This is a genomic window from Ramlibacter paludis (genome assembly GCF_022012305.1).
Taxonomy (GTDB): domain Bacteria; phylum Pseudomonadota; class Gammaproteobacteria; order Burkholderiales; family Burkholderiaceae_C; genus Ramlibacter; species Ramlibacter paludis.
This window is the reverse complement of the sequence record NZ_JAKLTM010000002.1, coordinates 171,215-189,251: the sequence shown is the minus strand read 5'-3', so window position 1 is coordinate 189,251 and position 18,037 is coordinate 171,215. Positions and strand designations below refer to the sequence as shown.

Annotated in this window: 19 protein-coding genes; 10 read left to right on the top strand and 9 right to left on the bottom strand. The window is 68.3% G+C overall.

The genetic code is table 11. From position 1 onward, the window contains the following. Nucleotides 1–15: 15 nt before the first annotated feature. The gene (locus LZ009_RS07615; protein WP_275697306.1) at nt 16–1,662 is read left to right on the top strand and encodes an acyl-CoA synthetase; all 1,647 of its coding nucleotides are present in this window, start codon (nt 16–18) and stop codon (nt 1,660–1,662) included. 35 nt (nt 1,663–1,697) lie between these two features. Next, on the top strand, nt 1,698–2,591 hold the full coding sequence (locus tag LZ009_RS07610) for a YihY/virulence factor BrkB family protein (RefSeq protein WP_430300207.1): 894 nt from the start codon (nt 1,698–1,700) through the stop codon (nt 2,589–2,591). Here LZ009_RS07610 and LZ009_RS07605 read toward each other — a convergent pair. The 5 genes from LZ009_RS07605 to LZ009_RS07585 all read right to left on the bottom strand — a co-directional run bounded on the left by LZ009_RS07605 (nt 2,585) and on the right by LZ009_RS07585 (nt 7,571). Continuing rightward, nucleotides 2,585–3,328, bottom strand: a complete 744-nt coding sequence (locus LZ009_RS07605) for an amino acid ABC transporter ATP-binding protein (protein ID WP_275697305.1) — start codon at nt 3,326–3,328, stop codon at nt 2,585–2,587. The two genes, LZ009_RS07610 and LZ009_RS07605, sit on opposite strands and share 7 nt — an antisense overlap. Nucleotide 3,329: 1 nt before the next feature. Then, the gene (locus LZ009_RS07600; RefSeq protein ID WP_275697304.1) at nt 3,330–4,448 is read right to left on the bottom strand and encodes an amino acid ABC transporter permease; all 1,119 of its coding nucleotides are present in this window, start codon (nt 4,446–4,448) and stop codon (nt 3,330–3,332) included. Then, nucleotides 4,448–5,635 (bottom strand): amino acid ABC transporter permease, encoded by a 1,188-nt coding sequence (locus LZ009_RS07595; protein ID WP_275697303.1) that lies wholly within the window; start codon nt 5,633–5,635, stop codon nt 4,448–4,450. Before LZ009_RS07595 ends, LZ009_RS07600 begins: the two co-directional genes overlap by 1 nt. Next, a complete protein-coding gene (locus tag LZ009_RS07590) occupies nt 5,632–6,639 on the bottom strand; it encodes an amino acid ABC transporter substrate-binding protein (RefSeq protein WP_275697302.1) in 1,008 nt (335 codons plus the stop codon). Before LZ009_RS07590 ends, LZ009_RS07595 begins: the two co-directional genes overlap by 4 nt. Nucleotides 6,640–6,812: 173 nt before the next feature. Then, nucleotides 6,813–7,571 carry a 3-hydroxyacyl-CoA dehydrogenase gene (locus LZ009_RS07585; protein ID WP_275697301.1) on the bottom strand — a complete coding sequence of 253 codons (759 nt, stop codon included), beginning with the start codon at nt 7,569–7,571 and terminating at the stop codon, nt 6,813–6,815. A gap of 58 nt (nt 7,572–7,629) precedes the next feature. On the opposite strand from LZ009_RS07585, the gene LZ009_RS07580 reads away from it, so the two are divergent. Further along, nucleotides 7,630–8,538, top strand: a complete 909-nt coding sequence (locus tag LZ009_RS07580; RefSeq protein ID WP_275697300.1) for a patatin-like phospholipase family protein — start codon at nt 7,630–7,632, stop codon at nt 8,536–8,538. Between the two features lie 84 nt (nt 8,539–8,622). Here the strand turns inward: LZ009_RS07580 and LZ009_RS07575 are convergent, their stop codons facing one another. Then, nucleotides 8,623–9,177, bottom strand: a complete 555-nt coding sequence (locus LZ009_RS07575; RefSeq protein ID WP_275697299.1) for a phasin family protein — start codon at nt 9,175–9,177, stop codon at nt 8,623–8,625. Nucleotides 9,178–9,351: 174 nt separating this feature from the next. Between LZ009_RS07575 and LZ009_RS07570 the strand changes: the two genes are divergently transcribed. From LZ009_RS07570 to LZ009_RS07560, 3 genes are read left to right on the top strand one after another with little or no spacing between them, the layout of a single operon-like run. Beyond that, nucleotides 9,352–10,284, top strand: coding sequence for a histone deacetylase family protein (locus LZ009_RS07570; RefSeq protein ID WP_275697298.1), 933 nt, complete (start codon nt 9,352–9,354; stop codon nt 10,282–10,284). Beyond that, nucleotides 10,281–10,724, top strand: a complete 444-nt coding sequence (locus tag LZ009_RS07565; RefSeq protein WP_275697297.1) for an acyl-CoA thioesterase — start codon at nt 10,281–10,283, stop codon at nt 10,722–10,724. The genes LZ009_RS07570 and LZ009_RS07565 overlap by 4 nt, the downstream gene beginning before the upstream one ends. Further along, nucleotides 10,721–11,455: a nitroreductase gene (locus LZ009_RS07560; protein WP_275697296.1), complete on the top strand. Its 735-nt coding sequence runs from the start codon at nt 10,721–10,723 to the stop codon at nt 11,453–11,455. The genes LZ009_RS07565 and LZ009_RS07560 overlap by 4 nt, the downstream gene beginning before the upstream one ends. Before the next feature lie 3 nt (nt 11,456–11,458). Here LZ009_RS07560 and LZ009_RS07555 read toward each other — a convergent pair whose 3' ends face one another. Continuing rightward, a complete protein-coding gene (locus LZ009_RS07555) occupies nt 11,459–12,025 on the bottom strand; it encodes a hypothetical protein (protein ID WP_275697295.1) in 567 nt (188 codons plus the stop codon). Nucleotides 12,026–12,033: 8 nt separating this feature from the next. Further along, nucleotides 12,034–12,279 carry a CsbD family protein gene (locus LZ009_RS07550; RefSeq protein ID WP_275697294.1) on the bottom strand — a complete coding sequence of 82 codons (246 nt, stop codon included), beginning with the start codon at nt 12,277–12,279 and terminating at the stop codon, nt 12,034–12,036. Nucleotides 12,280–12,415: 136 nt separating this feature from the next. Between LZ009_RS07550 and LZ009_RS07545 the strand changes: the two genes are divergently transcribed. The 4 genes from LZ009_RS07545 (at nt 12,416) to LZ009_RS07530 (ending at nt 17,176) form a co-directional block, all read left to right on the top strand. Beyond that, the gene (locus LZ009_RS07545; protein ID WP_275697293.1) at nt 12,416–13,687 is read left to right on the top strand and encodes a citrate transporter; all 1,272 of its coding nucleotides are present in this window, start codon (nt 12,416–12,418) and stop codon (nt 13,685–13,687) included. Next, nucleotides 13,684–14,670, top strand: coding sequence for a 2-hydroxyacid dehydrogenase (locus LZ009_RS07540; protein WP_275697292.1), 987 nt, complete (start codon nt 13,684–13,686; stop codon nt 14,668–14,670). The genes LZ009_RS07545 and LZ009_RS07540 overlap by 4 nt, the downstream gene beginning before the upstream one ends. A gap of 24 nt (nt 14,671–14,694) precedes the next feature. Next, complete coding sequence (locus tag LZ009_RS07535) at nt 14,695–16,014, top strand: DNA recombination protein RmuC (protein WP_283254212.1); 1,320 nt, start codon at nt 14,695–14,697, stop codon at nt 16,012–16,014. A 76-nt stretch (nt 16,015–16,090) separates the two neighbouring features. Continuing rightward, entirely contained in the window at nt 16,091–17,176 is a 1,086-nt protein-coding gene (locus tag LZ009_RS07530) for an MFS transporter (RefSeq protein WP_346730734.1), read from the top strand. Here the strand turns inward: LZ009_RS07530 and LZ009_RS07525 are convergent. Beyond that, nucleotides 17,154–18,017 (bottom strand): LOG family protein, encoded by an 864-nt coding sequence (locus tag LZ009_RS07525; RefSeq protein WP_275697289.1) that lies wholly within the window; start codon nt 18,015–18,017, stop codon nt 17,154–17,156. The genes LZ009_RS07530 and LZ009_RS07525 overlap by 23 nt on opposite strands. Nucleotides 18,018–18,037 lie beyond the last annotated feature (20 nt).

Below are 18,037 nucleotides of genomic sequence, written 5' to 3'. Positions count from 1 at the left end.
GCCAGGAGACAAGGCATGGCCAGCATCTTCGACCAGGACCTCCCGCGCAGCGAGGCGAACTTCACGCCGCTCTCGCCGCTCTCCTTCCTGGAACGCGCCGCGGACGTGTATCCGCAGCGCACCGCCATCGTCCACGGCGCGCTGCGCCGCACCTGGAAGCAGACCTACGATCGCTGCCGCCAGCTGGCCAGCGCCCTGCAACGCGCCGGCATAGTCAAGAACGACACGGTCGCCGTCATGCTGCCGAACGTGCCGCCCATGGTGGAAGCGCATTTCGGCGTGCCCATGGCCGGCGCCGTGCTCAATGCGCTGAACACGCGGCTCGATGCGGAAGCCATTGCCTTCATGCTGGACCACGGCGAGGCGAAGGCGGTGATCGTCGATCCGGAATTCGCGGGCGTGATGCAGAAGGCCATCGCGCTGCGGCAGTCGCAGCGGCCGCTGCTGGTGATCGACGCCGAGGACGCGCTGTTCACGGGTACCGCGAGCCGCATCGGCAGCAGCAGCTACGAGGAATTCCTTGCGCAGGGCGACCCGGCTTTCGCCTGGCAGCTGCCCGCCGACGAGTGGGATGCCATCGCGCTGAACTACACCAGCGGCACCACCGGCAATCCCAAGGGCGTGGTCTACCACCATCGCGGCGCCGCGACCAACGCCATCTCCAACATCCTCGAATGGGACCTGCCCAAGCATCCGGTCTACCTCTGGACGCTGCCCATGTTCCATTGCAACGGCTGGTGCTTCCCCTGGACGGTGGCGGCGCGCGCCGGCGTCAACGTCTGCCTGCGCAAGGCGGAGGCGCGGGCGATGGCCGATGCGATCCGCGAGTACGGCGTCACGCACTACTGCGGCGCGCCGATCGTGCACGGCATGCTGGTGAACGCCCCGGAGAACCTGAAGCAGGGCCTGCCCAAGGGCGTGAAGGCGATGGTGGCGGGCGCCGCGCCGCCGGCCTCGCTGATCGAGGGCATGGAGAAGCTGGGCTTCGACCTGACGCACGTCTACGGCCTGACCGAGGTCTACGGGCCGGCAACTGCCTGCGCCAAGCACGACGACTGGGAGCGCGTGGACATCGGCGAGCGCGCGCGCCTCAACGCGCGCCAGGGCGTGCGCTACCACCTGCAGCGCAGCGCGCAGGTGATCGATCCCGAGACGATGAAGCCGGTGCCCTGGGACGGCGAGACGATGGGCGAGATCATGTTCCGCGGCAACATCACGATGAAGGGCTACCTGAAGAACGCCAAGGCGACGGCCGAGGCCTTCGCGGGCGGCTGGTACCACACCGGCGACCTGGCGGTGCAGTACCCCGACGGCTACATCAAGATCAAGGACCGCAGCAAGGACATCATCATTTCCGGCGGCGAGAACATCTCGTCGATCGAGGTCGAGGACGTGCTGTACCGGCATCCCGAAGTGCTGGCCGCGGCTGTGGTGGCCAAGCCGGACCCGAAATGGGGCGAGACGCCTTGCGCCTTCATCGAGCTGAAGCCCGGCGCCAGCGTCACGGCCGCGGACATCGTGGCCCATTGCAAGAAGCACCTCGCCGGCTTCAAGGTGCCGAAAGCCGTGGTGTTCGGCGAACTGCCCAAGACCTCGACCGGCAAGATCCAGAAGTTCGAGCTGCGCAAGCAGGCAGGGTCGGCGGCAGCCATCGACGTGTAGCCCACGGAATCGCGCCGGGGCGGCATACTCCCCGGATGCGAATGCTGAGCCCCGCCGGCGCCTACGTGCTGGCCCATCCCGGCACCTTTGCCCGCCGCGTGCTGAGCGGCTTCAAGAAGAACCAGGGCCTGCTGCTGGCGGGCGCGGTGGCCTATTACGCCCTGCTGTCGGTGGTGCCGCTGCTGATCCTGGTGGTGATCGCGCTGTCGCACTGGGTGGACCAGAACGAGCTGCTGTCCACGCTTGGCCGCTACCTCGAGTGGATCGTGCCCGGGCAGTCGAAGCCCATCGTCGGCGAACTGGCGAACTTCGTGCACCACCAGAGCTACATCGGCTGGGTGCTGCTGGTCACGATGCTGTTCTTCAGTTCGCTCGCCTTCACCGTGCTGGAAAAGGCGATGTCGGTGATCTTCCTGCACCGCTTCGCCGTGCGGCGCCGGCACTTCCTGGTCTCGGCGCTGCTGCCTTACTGCTACATCCTCTCGCTGGGTTTCGGCCTCATGGTGATGACCTTCGTCTCCGGCGGCATCCAGGCGATGGCGCAGGACTCGATCGAGTTCCTCGGGACCCAATGGTCGCTGCAAGGGGTGTCGGGCGTGCTGCTGTACCTGCTGGGCCTGGCCGGCGAGGTGATGCTGCTGACCTCCATCTACATGGTGATGCCGGTCGGGCGTCTCTGGTGGCGCCATGCCCTGGTCGGCGGCGTGACGGCGGCGGTGCTGTGGGAGCTCTCGCGGCGCGTGCTGGTCTGGTACTTCGCCACCTTGTCCAAGGTGAGCGTGGTGTACGGCTCGCTGACGACGGCGATCGTCGTGCTGTTCAGCCTGGAAATCGCCGCCACCCTGCTGCTGCTGGGCGCGCAGGTGATCTCGGACTACGAGCAGATCGACCGGGCTTCGGGCCGGGCGGGAGCGCGCCTGCCTCAGTGACCGAGGATCTTCGAGAGGAAGTCGCGGCCGCGCGCGGTGGCCGGCGCCTCGAAGAAGTTCGCCGGGGTGTTCTCCTCCACCACCTGGCCTTCGTCCATGAACACGACGCGATCGGCGACGGCGCGCGCGAAGGCCATTTCGTGCGTCACGCACAGCATGGTCATGCCCTGGCCGGCCAGCTCTGTCATCACGTCCAGCACTTCCTTGATCATTTCCGGGTCCAGCGCGGAGGTCGGCTCGTCGAACAGCATCACCTTGGGCGTGAGGCACAGGGCGCGCGCGATCGCCACGCGCTGCTGCTGGCCGCCGGAGAGCTGCAGCGGGTACTTGTGCGCCTGCTCCGCGATGCGCACGCGTTCCAGCTGCTGCATGGCGCGTTCCTCGGCGTCCTTCTTCGGCAGGCGGCCGACCCAGGTCGGCGCCAGCGTCAGGTTCTCCAGCACGGTCAGGTGCGGGAACAGGTTGAACTGCTGGAAGACCATGCCGACCTGGCGCCGCACCGCTTCCAGCGCCTTCACGTCGTCACCCAGCGGAATGCCGGCGACGGTGAGCTTGCCTTCCTGGTAGTCCTCCAGGCCGTTGATGCAGCGGATCAGCGTGGACTTGCCCGAGCCCGAAGGCCCGCAGATCACCACGCGTTCGCCCGGTGCGACGCTGAGCTCTATGTCGCGCAGCACGTGGTAGCCGTCGCCGTACCACTTGTTCACGTTGTCGAAGCGGACGATGGGTTCGGTCATGTCAGTGTTGCTTGCTGCGGGCCAGGCGCCGCTCCAGGGAAAGGCTGTAGCGCGACATCGAGAAGCACAGCGCGAAGTAGATCGCGGCGATGAAGAGGTAGCCCTCGATCTTGAAGGGCCGCCAGTTGGGATCGGAGGCGAGCGCGAGCGACAACGCCCCGGTCAGCTCGTACATGCTGACGATGGTCACCAGCGAGGTGTCCTTCAGCAGCGAGATGAAGGTGTTCATGATGCTGGGCACCGACGCGCCCAGCGCCTGCGGCAGCACCACCTTGCGCTGCGTCTGCCAGTAGCCGAGTCCTACGCTCGCCGCCGCCTCGACCTGGCCCTTGCCCAGCGATTGCAGGCCGCCGCGCACGATCTCCGCCATGTAGGCCGCCGTGAAGAGCGTGATGCCCGCCACGATGCGCACCAGCACGTCGGGCGACTTGCCGGGCGGCAGGAACAGCGGGAACATGAAGGACGCCATGAACAGCACCGAGATCAGCGGCACGCCACGGATCAATTCCACGTAGAGCGTGCACAGGCTGCGGATGGCGGGCATGTTGGAGCGCCGCCCGAGCGCCACCAGCACCGCGAGCGGAAAGGCCAGGGCCATCGAGAGCACGGTCAGCATCAGCGTCAGCGGCAGGCCGCCCCACTGGTCGGTCGGCACCTTTTGCAAGCCCAGGACGCCGCCCGCCATCAACATGAAACAGCTGGCCAGCCCCAGCACCCAGGCCGGCACCAGCAGCGCGCCCTTCCAGCAGCGCGGCATGCAGCTGCCCACCACCAGCGTCAGCAGGATCGCCATGGCCAGCAGCGGCCGCCAGTGCTCGGCATGCGGGTAGCGGCCCATGATGATGAAGCGGCCCTTTTCCGCAACGACGCCCCAGCAGGCGCCGATGCCGCGGGCGGCCTGGCAGGTGTCGGCGTCGGCCTTCCAGACCGCGTGCAGCACGCCCCAGTCGAAGGCGTGCCATCCGAGCCAGAGCGCGGCAGCGGCCACCAGCAGCGTGGCGATGCTGCTGAAGACACCCGAAAACAGGTTGGCGCGCAGCCAGGCCGTGCGCCCCGTGCGGATGTGCGGCGCGGCGCGGGGATGGATCACGGCGTAGTCGATCGCGGCTGCGTCGTTCATCACCGTTCCTTCAGCGCCGCGCGCCGGTTCACCCAGGCCATGGCCGCCGACGTCAGCAGCGAGGTCGTGAGGTAGACCGCCATGATGATGGCGATGCATTCGACCGCGCGGCCCGACTGGTTGATCGCCGTGTTGGCGATGGACACGACGTCCGGGTAGCCGACCGCCACCGCCAGCGACGAGTTCTTGGTGAGGTTCAGGTACTGGTTGGTAAGCGGCGGCACGATCAGCCGCAGCGCCTGCGGCAGCACCACCAGTTGCATGGCCCGCATGCGCGGCAGGCCGAGCGCGGCACTGGCCTCGATCTGCCCGGCGGGCACCGAAGCGATGCCCGCGCGCACCACTTCCGCGACGAAGGCGGAGGTGTAGAACACGAGTCCGAGCAGCACCGCGAGGAATTCGGGCGTCCAGGAGGCGCCGCCCTCGACCTGGATCTCGCTCAGGGCCGGCAATTCCCAGTCGAGCGGCGCGCCGCCTGCCAGCAGCGCCAGGCCCAGCCCGGCGACCACGATTCCCGCCGCGCCCAGCGCCACGGGCCAGGGCTGCCCGGTGCGTTCGAAATGCCGGCGTGCCGCGAAGACATAGGCGATCGCGGCCACCACGCCGGCGATGATGATCGCCACGGTCAGGCCATGTCCCGGCAGCCACACGGGCGAAGGAAAGGACAGGCCGTTCTTGCTCAGGAAGAACAGGTGGCCGATGACCACGGGCTCCATCGGCGGCGGCAGGAACTCGGTGAGCGCCAGGTACCACACCAGCAGCTGCAGCAGCACGGGCACGTTGCGGAACAGCTCGACGTAGCCGTAGCAGATGCCGCGCACCAGTGCGTTGCGCGAGAAGCGGCCGAGGCCGAGGGTCACGCCCAGGATGGTGCAAAGCACGATGCCGACGATGGCGACGCGCAAGGTGTTCATCGCGCCGACGGCGAAGGCCTTCCAGTAGGCGTCGTTCGACTCGTAGCCGAACCAGGCTTCGCCGATGTCGAAGCCGGCCGGCTGCGCGAGGAAGTCGAAGCCGCTCTGGATGCCGCGGGCGCGCATGTTGGCCAGCGTGGTGCTGGTCAGCAGCGCGACGAGCCCCACGATCACGACGAGCGCCACCAGCTGGTAGACCCAGCCGCGCAGCCGGGGGCTGCGCCAGGACAGCGCGACCCGCCGGCGCGGAGGCGCCGGTCGCGCGGGAATCAACGCACCGGGGGCGCGTACATGAACCCGCCCTTGGACCACAGCTGGTTGCTGCCGCGCGGCAGGGCGAGGGCGGTCTTGGGGCCGACGTTGCGCTCGAAGATCTCGCCGTAGTTGCCGGTGGCCTTGATGGCGCGGGCCAGCCAGTCCTTGTCCAGGCCCAGCAGCTTGCCGGTGTCTTCGGTGGTGCCCAGGAGGCGGCCGACCACCGGGTCCTTGCTGTCCTTGGCCATCTGGTCGACGTTGGCCTGGGTCACGCCGTACTCCTCGGCCTCGATCAGGCCGAACACCACCCAGCGCACGATGGCGGCCCACTCGTCGTCGCCGCGCCGCACGGCCACGGCCAGCGGCTCCTTGGAAATCAGCTCCGGCAGGATCACGTGGTCGGCCGGCGACTTGGCTTCCTTGTTGCGGATGGACGCGAGGCCGGAGGCGTCGGTGGTGTAGGCCTGGCAGCGGCCGGAGAAGTAGGCGGCGTTGGTCGCCTCCAGCTTCTCGAACACCACGGGCTTGATGTTCAGGTTGTTGGCGCGCGAGTAGTCGGTGAGGTTCTTCTCGGTCGTCGTGCCGGACTGCACGCAGACCGTCGCGCCCTTCAGCTGCTTGGCGCTCTTGATCTTGCTCTTGGTGGGGACCATGAAGCCCTGGCCGTCGTAGTAGGTGACGCCGGTGAAGGTGAGGCCCAGCGAGGCATCGCGCGTGAGGGTCCAGGTCGTGTTGCGCGAGAGCACGTCGATTTCGCCGGACTGCAGCGCGGTGAAGCGCTGCTGCGCGTTCAGCGGCACCCACTTGACCTTGTTCGCATCGCCCAGCGTGGCGGCGGCGACGGCCTTGCAGACGTCGACGTCGAGGCCGCTCCAGGCGCCGTTGCTGTTCGCCTCCGAGAAGCCGGCCAGGCCGGTGTTGACGCCGCAGACGACCTGGCCGCGGGCTTTGATGGCGTCGAGCGTCTTGCCGGCGTGGGCAAGGGGCAGGGCGAAAGCGCACGCGGCGGCGATCGCCAGCATTCGGACGGGATGGAAAGGACTCACGGTGTTCTCCTCGGTGGGGTTGAATTCGTTAGCAAGACACAGGCCATCGCGGCCAGCGCAAGGATAGCCGTTCACTTGGATGCATCCGCATCCAAGCTTCTGCCTATTGCGTCTAAGGAAAACCCGAGGTCAAACGCCGCGAGCGGCCGTCATTTCGGCGCCAGCCGGATCGCGCCGTCGAGGCGGATCACCTCGCCATTGAGCATGTCGTTCTCGAAGATGTGCTTTGCCAGCTTGGCGTAGTCCTCGGGCGTGCCCAGGCGCGAGGGGAAGGGCACGCTGGCGGCCAGCGCGTCCTGCACTTCCTTGGGCATGCCGAACAGCATGGGCGTGCCGAAGATGCCGGGGGCGATGGTCATGTTGCGGATGCCGTTGCGCGCGAGGTCGCGGGCGATGGGCAAGGTCATGCCGACCACGCCGCCCTTGGACGCGCTGTACGCGGCCTGGCCGATCTGGCCGTCGTAGGCCGCGACCGAGGCGGTGGAGATCATGCAGCCGCGCTCGCCGGTCGACTCGGGCTCGTTCTTCGCCATGGCTTCGGCGGCCAGGCGGATCATGTTGAAGCTGCCCACCAGGTTGACCATGATGGTCTTGCTGAACACGCCCAGGTTGTGGGCGCCGTTCTTGCCGACCGTCTTCTCCGCGGGCGCGATGCCGGCGCAGTTGACCAGGCCCATCAGCTTGCCCAGGGACACGGCCTTGGCGACCACGGCCTGGCCGTCGGCTTCCTGGCTCACGTCGCACTTGACGAAAGCGCCGCCGATTTCCTTGGCGACCGCTTCGCCCTTCTCGGCCTGCATGTCGGCCACGACGACCTTGCCGCCCGCGGCGGCCAGCATGCGCGCCGTGCCTTCGCCGAGGCCGGACGCGCCGCCCGTCACAATGAATACCTTGCCCTTGATTTCCATGCTCGCTCCTGGTTGCAGTTGACGTTTACGTAAACGTCATTATCCCCAATCGTCTGCCATGTCCCTGAAGTTTTCCCGTGGCTGGCTTGCCGCCGCCGTCATTCTGCTCGCTGGTTGCGCCTCCGCACCGAAGCCGCCCGAAACACCGCCCACCCCGCCCATCGCCGCCGCCAAGGTGCCGCCGAAGATCGGTCTGGCGCTGGGCGGCGGCGCGGCGCGCGGCTTTGCCCACGTCGGCGTGATCCAGGTGCTGGAAGAGGCCGGCATCAAGCCGGACCTGGTGGTCGGCACTTCGGCCGGCAGCCTCGTGGCCGCGCTGTACGCAAGCGGCCGCAACGGCCAGCAACTGCAGGCCGTCGCGATGGCCATGGACGAAGCGGCCTTTGCCGACTGGACGCTGCCGCTGTTCAACCGCGGCATGCTGCGCGGCGAGGCGCTGGCGCGCTACGTCAATGCGCAAGTGAACAACAAGCTGATCGAAAGCCTGCCCTTGCCCCTGGGCGTGGTGGCCACCGAACTGGCGACTGGGCAAGGCGTGCTGTTCCAGCGCGGCGACACGGGCGCGGCGGTGCGCGCATCGAGCGCGGTGCCGGCGCTGTTCCTGCCGGTGAAGATCGGCAGCCGGGAATACGTGGACGGCGGGTTGGTCTCGCCGGTGCCGGTGCGCTATGCGCGGCAGATGGGCGCGGAAGTCGTGATCGCGGTCGACATCTCCAGCCCGCCCGAGGGCAACCCTTCCGGCGACCCGGTGCAGATCCTGCTGCAGACCTTTGCCATCATGGGCAAGAGCATCAACAGCTGGGAGCTCAAGGACGCCGAGGTGCTGGTGCGCCCCGCGCTGGCCGGCATGAGCGGCGCGGACTTCGCCGGCAAGCGGCGCGCGATCGAGGCAGGGCGGGCGGCGATGCTGGCGGCACTGCCGAAGCTGAAGGCGGCGCTCGAAGCGAAAGCCCACGAAGCGCATTGAAATCGGAAATGAAAAAAGCCCCCGGTCTTGCGACCGGAGGCTAACTGGATCTCGTGAGAGACCCGAGGAGACAACTGGTAAGAATCAGGCGGCGCGCTTGGCCTTGGCCGTGGTGCCCTTCGACGCGTTCACGGCGGTGGTCGCCACGGCGTTGAAGTTGGCTTCGGCGACGTCGGTCGCCTGCTTCACGGCCTTCTGCACGGATTCCAGGGCGTTGTTGCCGGCGGCAACGGCGCTCTTGAAGACGGCGACGGCGGTCTCGGAACCGGCCGGGGCGTTCTTGGCGGCGTTGTCGACGACGGCCAGGAACTTCTTCTGCACGTCGGCGAACTGGCCTTCGAAAGCCTTGGTGAACTCGGCGCCGGTGGTCGTCGAGATGTCGTACAGGTGGCGGCTGTAGGCGGAGGTCTTCTCGGCCAGGGGCTGGAACAGGGCGGCTTGCAGGGCCAGCAGTTCCTGCGCATCCTTGACGGACAGCACGGTCTGGGTGGTTTCGGCGGCTTCGGCCAGGGCGGCGCGGGAGGCGGTCAGGTTCAGCTCGACGAGCTTCTCGACGCCTTCGAAGGCCTTGGTCGTCAGACCGAACAGGGTTTCGACGTTGGCTTTTTGGGCGGCCAGGATTTGTTCAGCGGTCAGCATGGTGGTTCTCCAGATGGAAACGGGTTGAGGTGGCAAACTTCCTGTCTGCGCTGAACCCGGGACCAGGGTCCCAGCTCATGTTGCAGTGCAGCATGGGTTGAATTATAGGGACGTCTTCCGCCACTGCAAGCCTTTTTTGTTGCGGCGCAACAATCTAGGCCGTGCCACCTAAAAATGCGCGTTTTCTACGCTGACCAGTTCGTCCTGCCCCTGCCGCCCGGCCACCGGTTTCCCATGGAGAAGTACCGGATGCTGCGCGACCGGCTGGCCGCCGAGGTGCCCGACGTCCAGCTCATGCGGGCGGAACCGGCCACGGACGGGGAACTGGCGCTCGTTCACACGCCGGCCTACATCCAGGGCATCAGCGACGGCTCGGTCGATCCCAAGGTCATGCGGGAGATCGGCTTTCCCTGGAGCCAGGCCATGGCGGAGCGGGCCCGGCGCTCGGTCGGCGCGACCATTGCGGCCTGCCGTGCCGCCCTGGGCGGCGAGGGCCTGGCCGCCAACATTGCCGGCGGCACCCACCATGCCTATGCCGACAAGGGCGGCGGCTTCTGCGTCTTCAACGACGCCGCCGTCGCCATCCGCCTGATGCAGGCGGAGCACGCGCGCCGCCAGCGCCGCGAACTGCAGGTCGCCATCGTCGACCTCGACGTGCACCAGGGCAACGGCACGGCCCGCATCTTCCGCGACGATCCGTCGGTGTTCACGCTCTCGCTGCACGGCGCGCGCAACTTCCCGTTCCGCAAGGAGCCCTCGGACCTGGACGTGGACCTGCCCGATGGCACCAGCGACGACGCCTACCTGCACGCGCTGGAACGCGCGCTGGAGGAACTGGCGCAGCGCTTCGACCCGCAACTGGTGATCTACCTAGCCGGCGCCGACCCGCACGAGGGCGACCGCCTGGGCCGCCTCAAGCTCACCTGGGACGGCCTCGAGGCGCGCGACCGCCGCGTGTTCGACTGGGCCTGGCAGCGCGGCGTGCCGCTCGCCTTCGCCATGGCCGGCGGCTACGGCCACCGCATCGAGGACACGGTGCAGGTGCAGGTGAACACCTTTGCCGCGGCGGCGGCCTATGCACGCCGCTGGCACAATCGACCGCGATGAGCGAGACCCAAGAGAAGCCGCGCCCCGAAGGCCGCGAAGGCTACCGCGCCTTCCGCCCGATCACCACGCGCTGGATGGACAACGACGCCTACGGCCACGTCAACAACGTCGTCTACTACAGCTGGTTCGACACCGCCGTCAACGCGCACCTGATCGAGCAGGGCGTCCTCGACATCCACAATGGCGAAACCATCGGCCTGGTGATCGAGACCCAGTGCAACTACTTCGCGCCGGTGGCCTTTCCGCAGTCGATCGAGGCCGGCCTGCGGGTCGCGCGCATCGGCAGTTCCAGCGTGCGCTACGAAGTCGGCCTGTTCCTCGCCGGCGAGCCGCTCACCGTGGCCAAGGGCCATTTCATCCACGTCTACGTCGACCGCGCCACGCGCCGTCCCGCGGCGCTGCCGGCGCCGCTGAAAAAGGTCCTGGAGGCCCTGCAGTGAATCCCGAAACGTCCCAGGTCGCCACCGTGGTGGCCGACCCCGCCAGCGTCGACGCGGCCATCGCCAGCCGCTTTTCCTGCCGCGCCTTCCTGCGCGAGAAGGAAGTGCCCCGCCCGCTGATCGAGGAGATCCTCGAGGTCGCCCGCCGCGCCGCCTCCGGCACCAACACCCAGCCGTGGAACGTCTACGTGTTGCAGGGCGAGTCGCGCGACACGCTGGTGGACAAGGTCTGCGCCGCCCACGACGCGATCTACAAGGATCCTTCGCTGGTCGACGAGTACCGCGAGGAATACGACTACTACCCGGAGAAGTGGGTGTCGCCCTACATCGACCGCCGGCGCGAGAACGGCTGGAGCCTGTACGGCCTGCTGGGCATCGCCAAGGGCGAGAAGGACAAGATGCATGCGCAGCACCAGCGCAACTACCGCTTCTTCGACGCGCCGGTGGGCTTCATGTTCACCATGGAGCGCGTGATGGGCCGCGGTTCGCTGATGGACTACGGCATGTTCCTGCAGAACATCATGCTGGCGGCGCGCGCGCGGGGCCTGCACACCTGCCCGCAGGCGGCCTGGAACAGCTTCGCCCGCATCATCCTGCCGCACGTGGGCGCGCGCGACACCGAGATGCTGGTGTGCGGCATGTCCTTGGGTTACGCCGACTTGGAAGCGCCGGTGAACGGCTTCCACACGCCGCGCGAGCCGGTGGCCGGCTTCACGCGCTGGCTGGACTGAAGCTCAGAGCTTGCCGAAGCGCCTGCGCGCGTCCTGCAGGCAGACGTCGCGGCCCTCGGCCGGCAGCATCTCGCAGCGCTCGCGCGCCGCGTTGAACTGCGCCTCGGCGACCTTGTCGTCGCGCTCGGTGCGATCCCGCACGATGCCGTCCGAGCGCATCTGCTGCGCGACGACGTCCTTCTGCAGCTTGGCTTCGGCCTTGGCGCCGGCAAAGACCGCCTTCGCGTCCTTGCGGCAGACCTCGCGTGCATTGCCGTCCAGCGGCTTGCATTTCTGCAGCGACACCGCGTAGATGGCTTCGGCCTTGGCGTTGCGCAGCTTCTCGTCGTTATCGGCGGTCGGCTTGTACTGCAGCGCCAGTTCGGCCTGCTGGATGTCGCGCACGCCGCGCACCTGCTCGTTGCAGACGTCGCGCGCGTTGCCTTTGAGCGGCTTGCAGCGCGCCTGCGCCGCGTCGTATTCGGCCTCGATGCGCAGCTCCTGCGCCTTGTACGCCTCGCGGCTCATGGGAGTGGCGTGGGCGGCCACGGCCACGAAGGCGGCGGCGACGATGGCGATCCGGTAGTCCATGCGGGTCCTCATTCGGCGCGCTCGCGGCGCGGCGCGCTGTCGGCGAAACGGTGATCGGGATGGCTGCTTTCGAACACCGACACCTGGCGGTCGGCTTCGTCCTTGGCCAGGCCGTGGCGCTGCTGGATGCGTCCCAGCAACTGGTCGCGCCGGCCGGCGATGACGTCGAGGTCGTCGTCCGTGAGCTTGCCCCACTGCTCCTTGACCTTGCCCTTCAACTGCTTCCAGCGGCCCTGGATGCGATCCTGGTTCATGAATTTCCCAACGGTTGCTTCCTGCAATCCAATCTAGCCGCACAGCTTGGGCGGGGTGTCGGAGCCACCGGCCACGTACCGTAGGCCGCCGCCGACAATCGGAAGTCCACGGCCGAGCATTGCGGATAATGCGGGCTTGACCATCGCCGGCATCCCCCTCGACTTCCTGCTGTTCGCGCTGACCCTGGCCGGGGTCGCGCTGTTCCACCACCACACCTTGTACGTCGCGGTGACCGGCATGCTGGTCATCGCCGGCTACAAGCTGCTGTTCGGCGACTTTGCCGGGGTGCCCGGCCTGCCGGGGCTCGTGGGGCTGCTGCACCACGAATGGGTGACGCTCGGCAACCTGCTCGGCCTGCTGCTCGGCTTCGCGCTGCTGGCCGACCATTTCGAGCGCAGCCGCGTCACCGACCTGCTGCCGCGCTTCCTGCCGGACGACTGGAAGGGCGGCTTCTGCCTGCTGCTGATCATCTTCGTGCTCTCCAGCTTCCTGGACAACATCGCGGCGGCCATGATCGGCGGCGCCATGGCGCACGTCCTCTTTCGCGGCAGGGTGCACATCGGCTACCTCGCGGCCATCGTTGCGGCCAGCAATGCCGGCGGCGCCGGCAGCGTGGTGGGGGACACCACGACCACCATGATGTGGATCGCCGGCGTGCGGCCGGGCCAGGTGTTCGAGGCCTACGTCGGCGCGCTGGCGGCCATCCTCTTCTTCGGCGTCGTGGCGGCGCGCCAGCAGCACGCGCACCAGCCGATCGTGAAGGACAGCCCGGTGGGCGTGCCGCTCGATCACGCGCGCCTGGCCATCGTGGCCATCATCCTGCTGGCTGCGATCGCCACCAACGTGTGGTTCAACGTGCGCAATCCGGAACTGCTGAATGCATGGCCCTTGATCGGCCTGGCCGTGTGGGTGGCGCTGCTGGCCACCGCCGGCTGGCGCGCGCCCACGTGGAAGCTCCTGCCCGGCGCGCTGCGCGGCAGCATCTTCCTGCTCTCGCTCGTGATGTGCGCCGCGATGATGCCGGTGAAGGCGCTGCCCGCGGCGTCCTGGGGCACCACGCTGGGCCTGGGCTTCGTCAGCGCCGTCTTCGACAACATCCCGCTGACCGCGCTGGCGCTGCGCCAGGGCGGCTACGACTGGGGCTTCCTGGCCTACGCGGTGGGCTTCGGCGGCTCGATGCTCTGGTTCGGTTCCTCGGCCGGCGTCGCCCTGTGCAGCATGTACCCGCAAGGCCGTTCGGTCGGCGCGTGGATCCGCGGCGGCTGGCACGTGGCCGTGGGTTATCTTCTGGGCTATGCGTTGCTGATGGCGGTGGTGGGCTGGAATCCCGAGCTCCACGGCCGCGGCGGCCACGCCCCCATCGGCGCCGCGTCCGCGGCCGCCGCGCAAACTTCCGCCAAGCCATGACCCAACCCGCCATCCTCGTCGCCCGGGCCGTGTTCCCGGAAACCATCGCCTTCCTGCAGCAGCACTTCGACGTCACGCACAACCAGGCCGACGAGGTCTGGAGCCGCGCCGAGCTGCTGCAGCGCCTGCAAGGCAAGGTGGGCGTGCTCACCACCGGCAGCGAGCGCATCGACGCCGAGCTGCTGGCCGCGTGTCCCGGCCTGAAGCTGTGCGCCAACATGGCCGTCGGCTTCAACAACTTCGACGTGCCCGCCATGACGGCGCGCGGCGTTCTTGGCACCAACACGCCCGACGTGCTCACCGAGACGACCGCCGACTTCGGCTTCGCGCTGCTGATGGCCACGGCCCGCCGCATCGCCGAGAGCGAACATTTCCTGCGCGCCGGCAAGTGGAACAAGTGGGCGATCGACATGTTCGCCGGCGCCGAGGTGCACGGCAGCACGCTCGGCATCCTGGGCATGGGCCGCATCGGGCAGGGCATCGCCAGGCGCGGCGCCCACGGCTTCGGCATGAACGTCATCTATCACAACCGCTCGCGCCTCTCGCCGGCGCTGGAGGCGGAGTGCAAGGCGCGCTACGTGGCCAAGGACGAACTGCTGGCAAGTGCCGACCACCTGGTGCTGGTGCTGCCTTACTCCGCCGAATCGCACCACGCCATGGGCGCCGCCGAACTCGCGAAGATGAAGCCGACCGCGACGCTGGTCAACATCGCGCGCGGCGGCATCGTCGACGACGCGGCGCTGGCCCGCGCGCTGCAGGCGAAGCAGATCGCCGCCGCAGGGCTCGACGTGTTCGAGGGCGAGCCCAAGGTGCATCCGGACCTGCTCGCCTGCAGCAACGTCGTGCTCACGCCGCATATCGCCAGCGCCACGGTGCCCACGCGCCGGGCGATGGCCCAGCTCGCCGCCGACAACCTGGTCGGCTACCTGGTGCACGGCAAGCCGCTCACCCCCCTCAACCCCGAAGTCCTGAAGAAGAAGTAAGCGCGCGTGGAAATCTGGATCGTCATGGCGCTGGGCCTCGCCAGCGTGGTCTTGCTGGTGGCCCTGTTGCTGAAGAAGCCGCCGGTGCCGGAAACCGGCCGGGCCGAATTGCTGGCCGCCAGCGAACGGCTCGAGCGCGAATTGCGGCGCGAGATCAGCGAGTCGTCGCGCGGCGTGCGCACCGAGCTGATGCACACCCTCGGCACTTTCCAGGAGGCCGTGGTGCGGCAGAGCGCGGAGGCCACGCGCACGCAGAACAGCCAGATCGACGCTTTCTCGCAGCAGCTCACGCTGATGCAGAAGACGCTGGCCGACACGCTGGCGACGCAGCTGAATTCGCTGGGCGAAGCCAACGGCCGGCGGCTCGGCGAGGTGCGGGCCACGCTCGACGCGCAGCTCGCCTCGCTGCAGCAGACCAACGCAGCCAAGCTCGACGAGATGCGCAAGACCGTCGACGAGAAGCTGCAGGCCACGCTGGAGACGCGCCTGGGCGAGAGCTTCCGGCAGGTGGCCGAGCGCCTGGAGCAGGTGCACAAGGGCCTGGGCCAGATGCAGAGCCTGGCGACCGGCGTCGGCGACCTCCAGCGCGTGCTGACCAACGTCAAGACCCGTGGCATGTTCGGCGAAGTGCAGCTGGAGGCCTTGCTGGAACAGGTGCTCACCACCGAGCAGTACGGCAAGCAGGTCGAGACCAAGCCGCGCAGCAACCAGCGCGTGGACTTCGCCATCCGCTTCCCGGGCCGCAGCGACGACGGCGTGCCGGTCTGGCTGCCGATCGACGCCAAGTTCCCGCGCGAGGATTACGAGCGCCTGCTCGACGCCCACGACCGCGCCGATGCGGCCGGCGTCGACAGCGCGGGCCGCGCGCTGGAAGTGCGCATCCGCGAGGAAGCCAAGACCATCTGCGAGTCCTACCTCTGCCCGCCCTTCACCACCGACTTCGCGATCCTGTTCCTGCCCATCGAGAGCCTGTACGCCGAAGTGCTGCGCCGGCCCGGCCTGATGGACAAGATCCAGCGCGACTACCGCGTGACACTGGCCGGCCCGACCACGCTGCTGGCCATGCTGAACAGCCTGCACATGGGCTTTCGCACGCTGGCGCTGGAGCAGCAGGCCAGCGAAGTGTGGAAGGTGCTGGGCGCCGTCAAGACCGAATTCGAGCGCTACGGCGAATGGGTCGCGCGCATCAAGGAGCAGGTGCAGAAGGCGTCCGACACGCTGGAGAAGGCCGACACGCGCACCAAGCAGATGCGCCGCGCGCTGAAAGTGGTGGAGGCGCTGCCCGACGCGCAGGCGCAGGCGCTGCTGCCGCCGGCCGAAGACAACAGTGACGACAGCGACTGAGGTCACGCCCGCCACGCCGCGCGAGCTCGCGCGGCTGATCACCGGCCAGATCTTCATCCACGCCTGCATGGCCGGCATGCGCATGGCCACGCCGCTGCTGGCGCTGCGCGAGGGCTACAGCGAGCTGGCGGTCGGCGTGCTGATCTCGCTATACGCGCTGACGCAGGTCTTCCTGTCGCTGCCCGCCGGCCGCTATGCCGACCGCCACGGCCTGAAGCGGCCAGTGGCGATCAGCGCCGCCGCCGCCTGCCTGGGCGCCGGGCTGGCCTTTGCCTTTCCCATCTTTCCGGTGCTGTGCCTGGCCGCGTTGCTGACCGGCGGCGCCACCGGCAGCGCCGTGATCGCGCTGCAGCGCCACGTGGGCCGGGCCGCCGGCTCGCCGGCGCAACTGAAGCAGGCCTTTTCCTGGCTGGCGATCGGGCCGGCCTTCTCCAACTTCCTGGGGCCTTTTGCCGCCGGCCTGCTGATCGACCATGCAGGCTTTCGCGCGGCCTTCTTCCTGATGGCCGTGCTGCCGCTGGCGGCCTGGTTCTTCATCCGCACCGCACGCGAAGTGCCGCTGTCCGAGGAGCATCGCAACCGGCCGCGGGGCCGCGCCTGGGACCTGTTCGAGGACCCCATGTTCCGCCGCCTGATCCTGGTGAACTGGTTCCTGTCCTCGGCCTGGGACGTGCACACCTTCGTGGTGCCGGTGCTGGGCCACGAGCGCGGCCTGTCGGCCTCGGTGATCGGCACCATCCTGGGCGTGTTCGCCATCGCCGCGGCCGCGATCCGCGTGCTGCTGCCGATGGTGGCGGCGCGGGTGCGCGAATGGGCGCTGATCGCCACGGCCATGATCGCCACCAGCGCGATCTACGCGGTCTACCCCCTGATGCACACGGCCGTCACCATGGGCATCTGTTCGGTGCTGCTGGGGCTGGCGCTGGGCATGGTGCAGCCGATGGTCATGAGCATGCTGCACACCATCACGCCGGAGCATCGCCACGGCGAGGCGGTGGGCATGCGCATGATGGTGATCAACGCCTCCAGCGTCGCGATGCCGATGCTGTTCGGCACCGCCGGTGCGCTGGTGGGCGTCAGCGCCGTGTTCTGGACGGTCGCCGCCGTCGTCGGCGGCGGCACCCGCCTGGCCTTCCGGCTCAGAGACGATAGAACGTCTTGATCAGGTCCCAGGCGACCTGCGGGTCGTCGGCGAACTGGAACAGGGCGAGGTCGTCCGGCGAGATCACGCCTTCCTCCACCATCATGTCGAAGTTGATCAGCCGCTTCCAGTAGTCGGAGCCGAACAGCACGATGGGCACCTGGCGCGCCTTGCGCGTCTGCACGAGGGTGATCACCTCGAACAGTTCGTCCAGCGTGCCGAAGCCGCCCGGGAAGGCCACCAGCGCCTTCGCCCGCATCATGAAATGCATCTTGCGCAGGGCGAAGTAGTGGAACTTGAAGGACAGGTCGGGCGTGACGTACGGGTTGGCCGCTTCCTCCATCGGCAGGGCGATCGCCAGGCCGACGCTGACCCCGTCGGCTTCGTGGCTGCCGCGGTTGGCGGCTTCCATGATGCCGGGACCGCCGCCGGTGCAGACGAACAGCTTGTCGCGCGGCTCCTTGCCCTCGCTGTACTCGGCGACGATGCGGCCGAAGGCGCGCGCGTTCTCGTAGTAGTGCGTGTTGCGGGCCAGCGCCCGGGCGCGCTTCTTGATCGCTTCGTCGGCGCCGGCTTCGGCGGCTTTCAGCATCGCTTCGGTGCCCTCGGTGTCGCGGAAGCGCGCGCTGCCGAACACGACGATGGTGTTCTCGATGCCGTAGGCGGCCTGTTCCAGGTCGGGCTTCAGCAGCTCGAGCTGGAAGCGGATGCCGCGCGTTTCGCGGCGCAGCAGGAACTCGGGGTCGACGAAGGCCAGGCGGCTGGCGTCGTGGTCCAGCGGCAGCCCCTGGTCCGCGTGGGACTTGAGCGTGGCCCAGGCGTCGGCCAGCCGGCGGTCATGAATGTTGCGGGTGGAAGACATAGGGCGCATTGTGGCGGTTT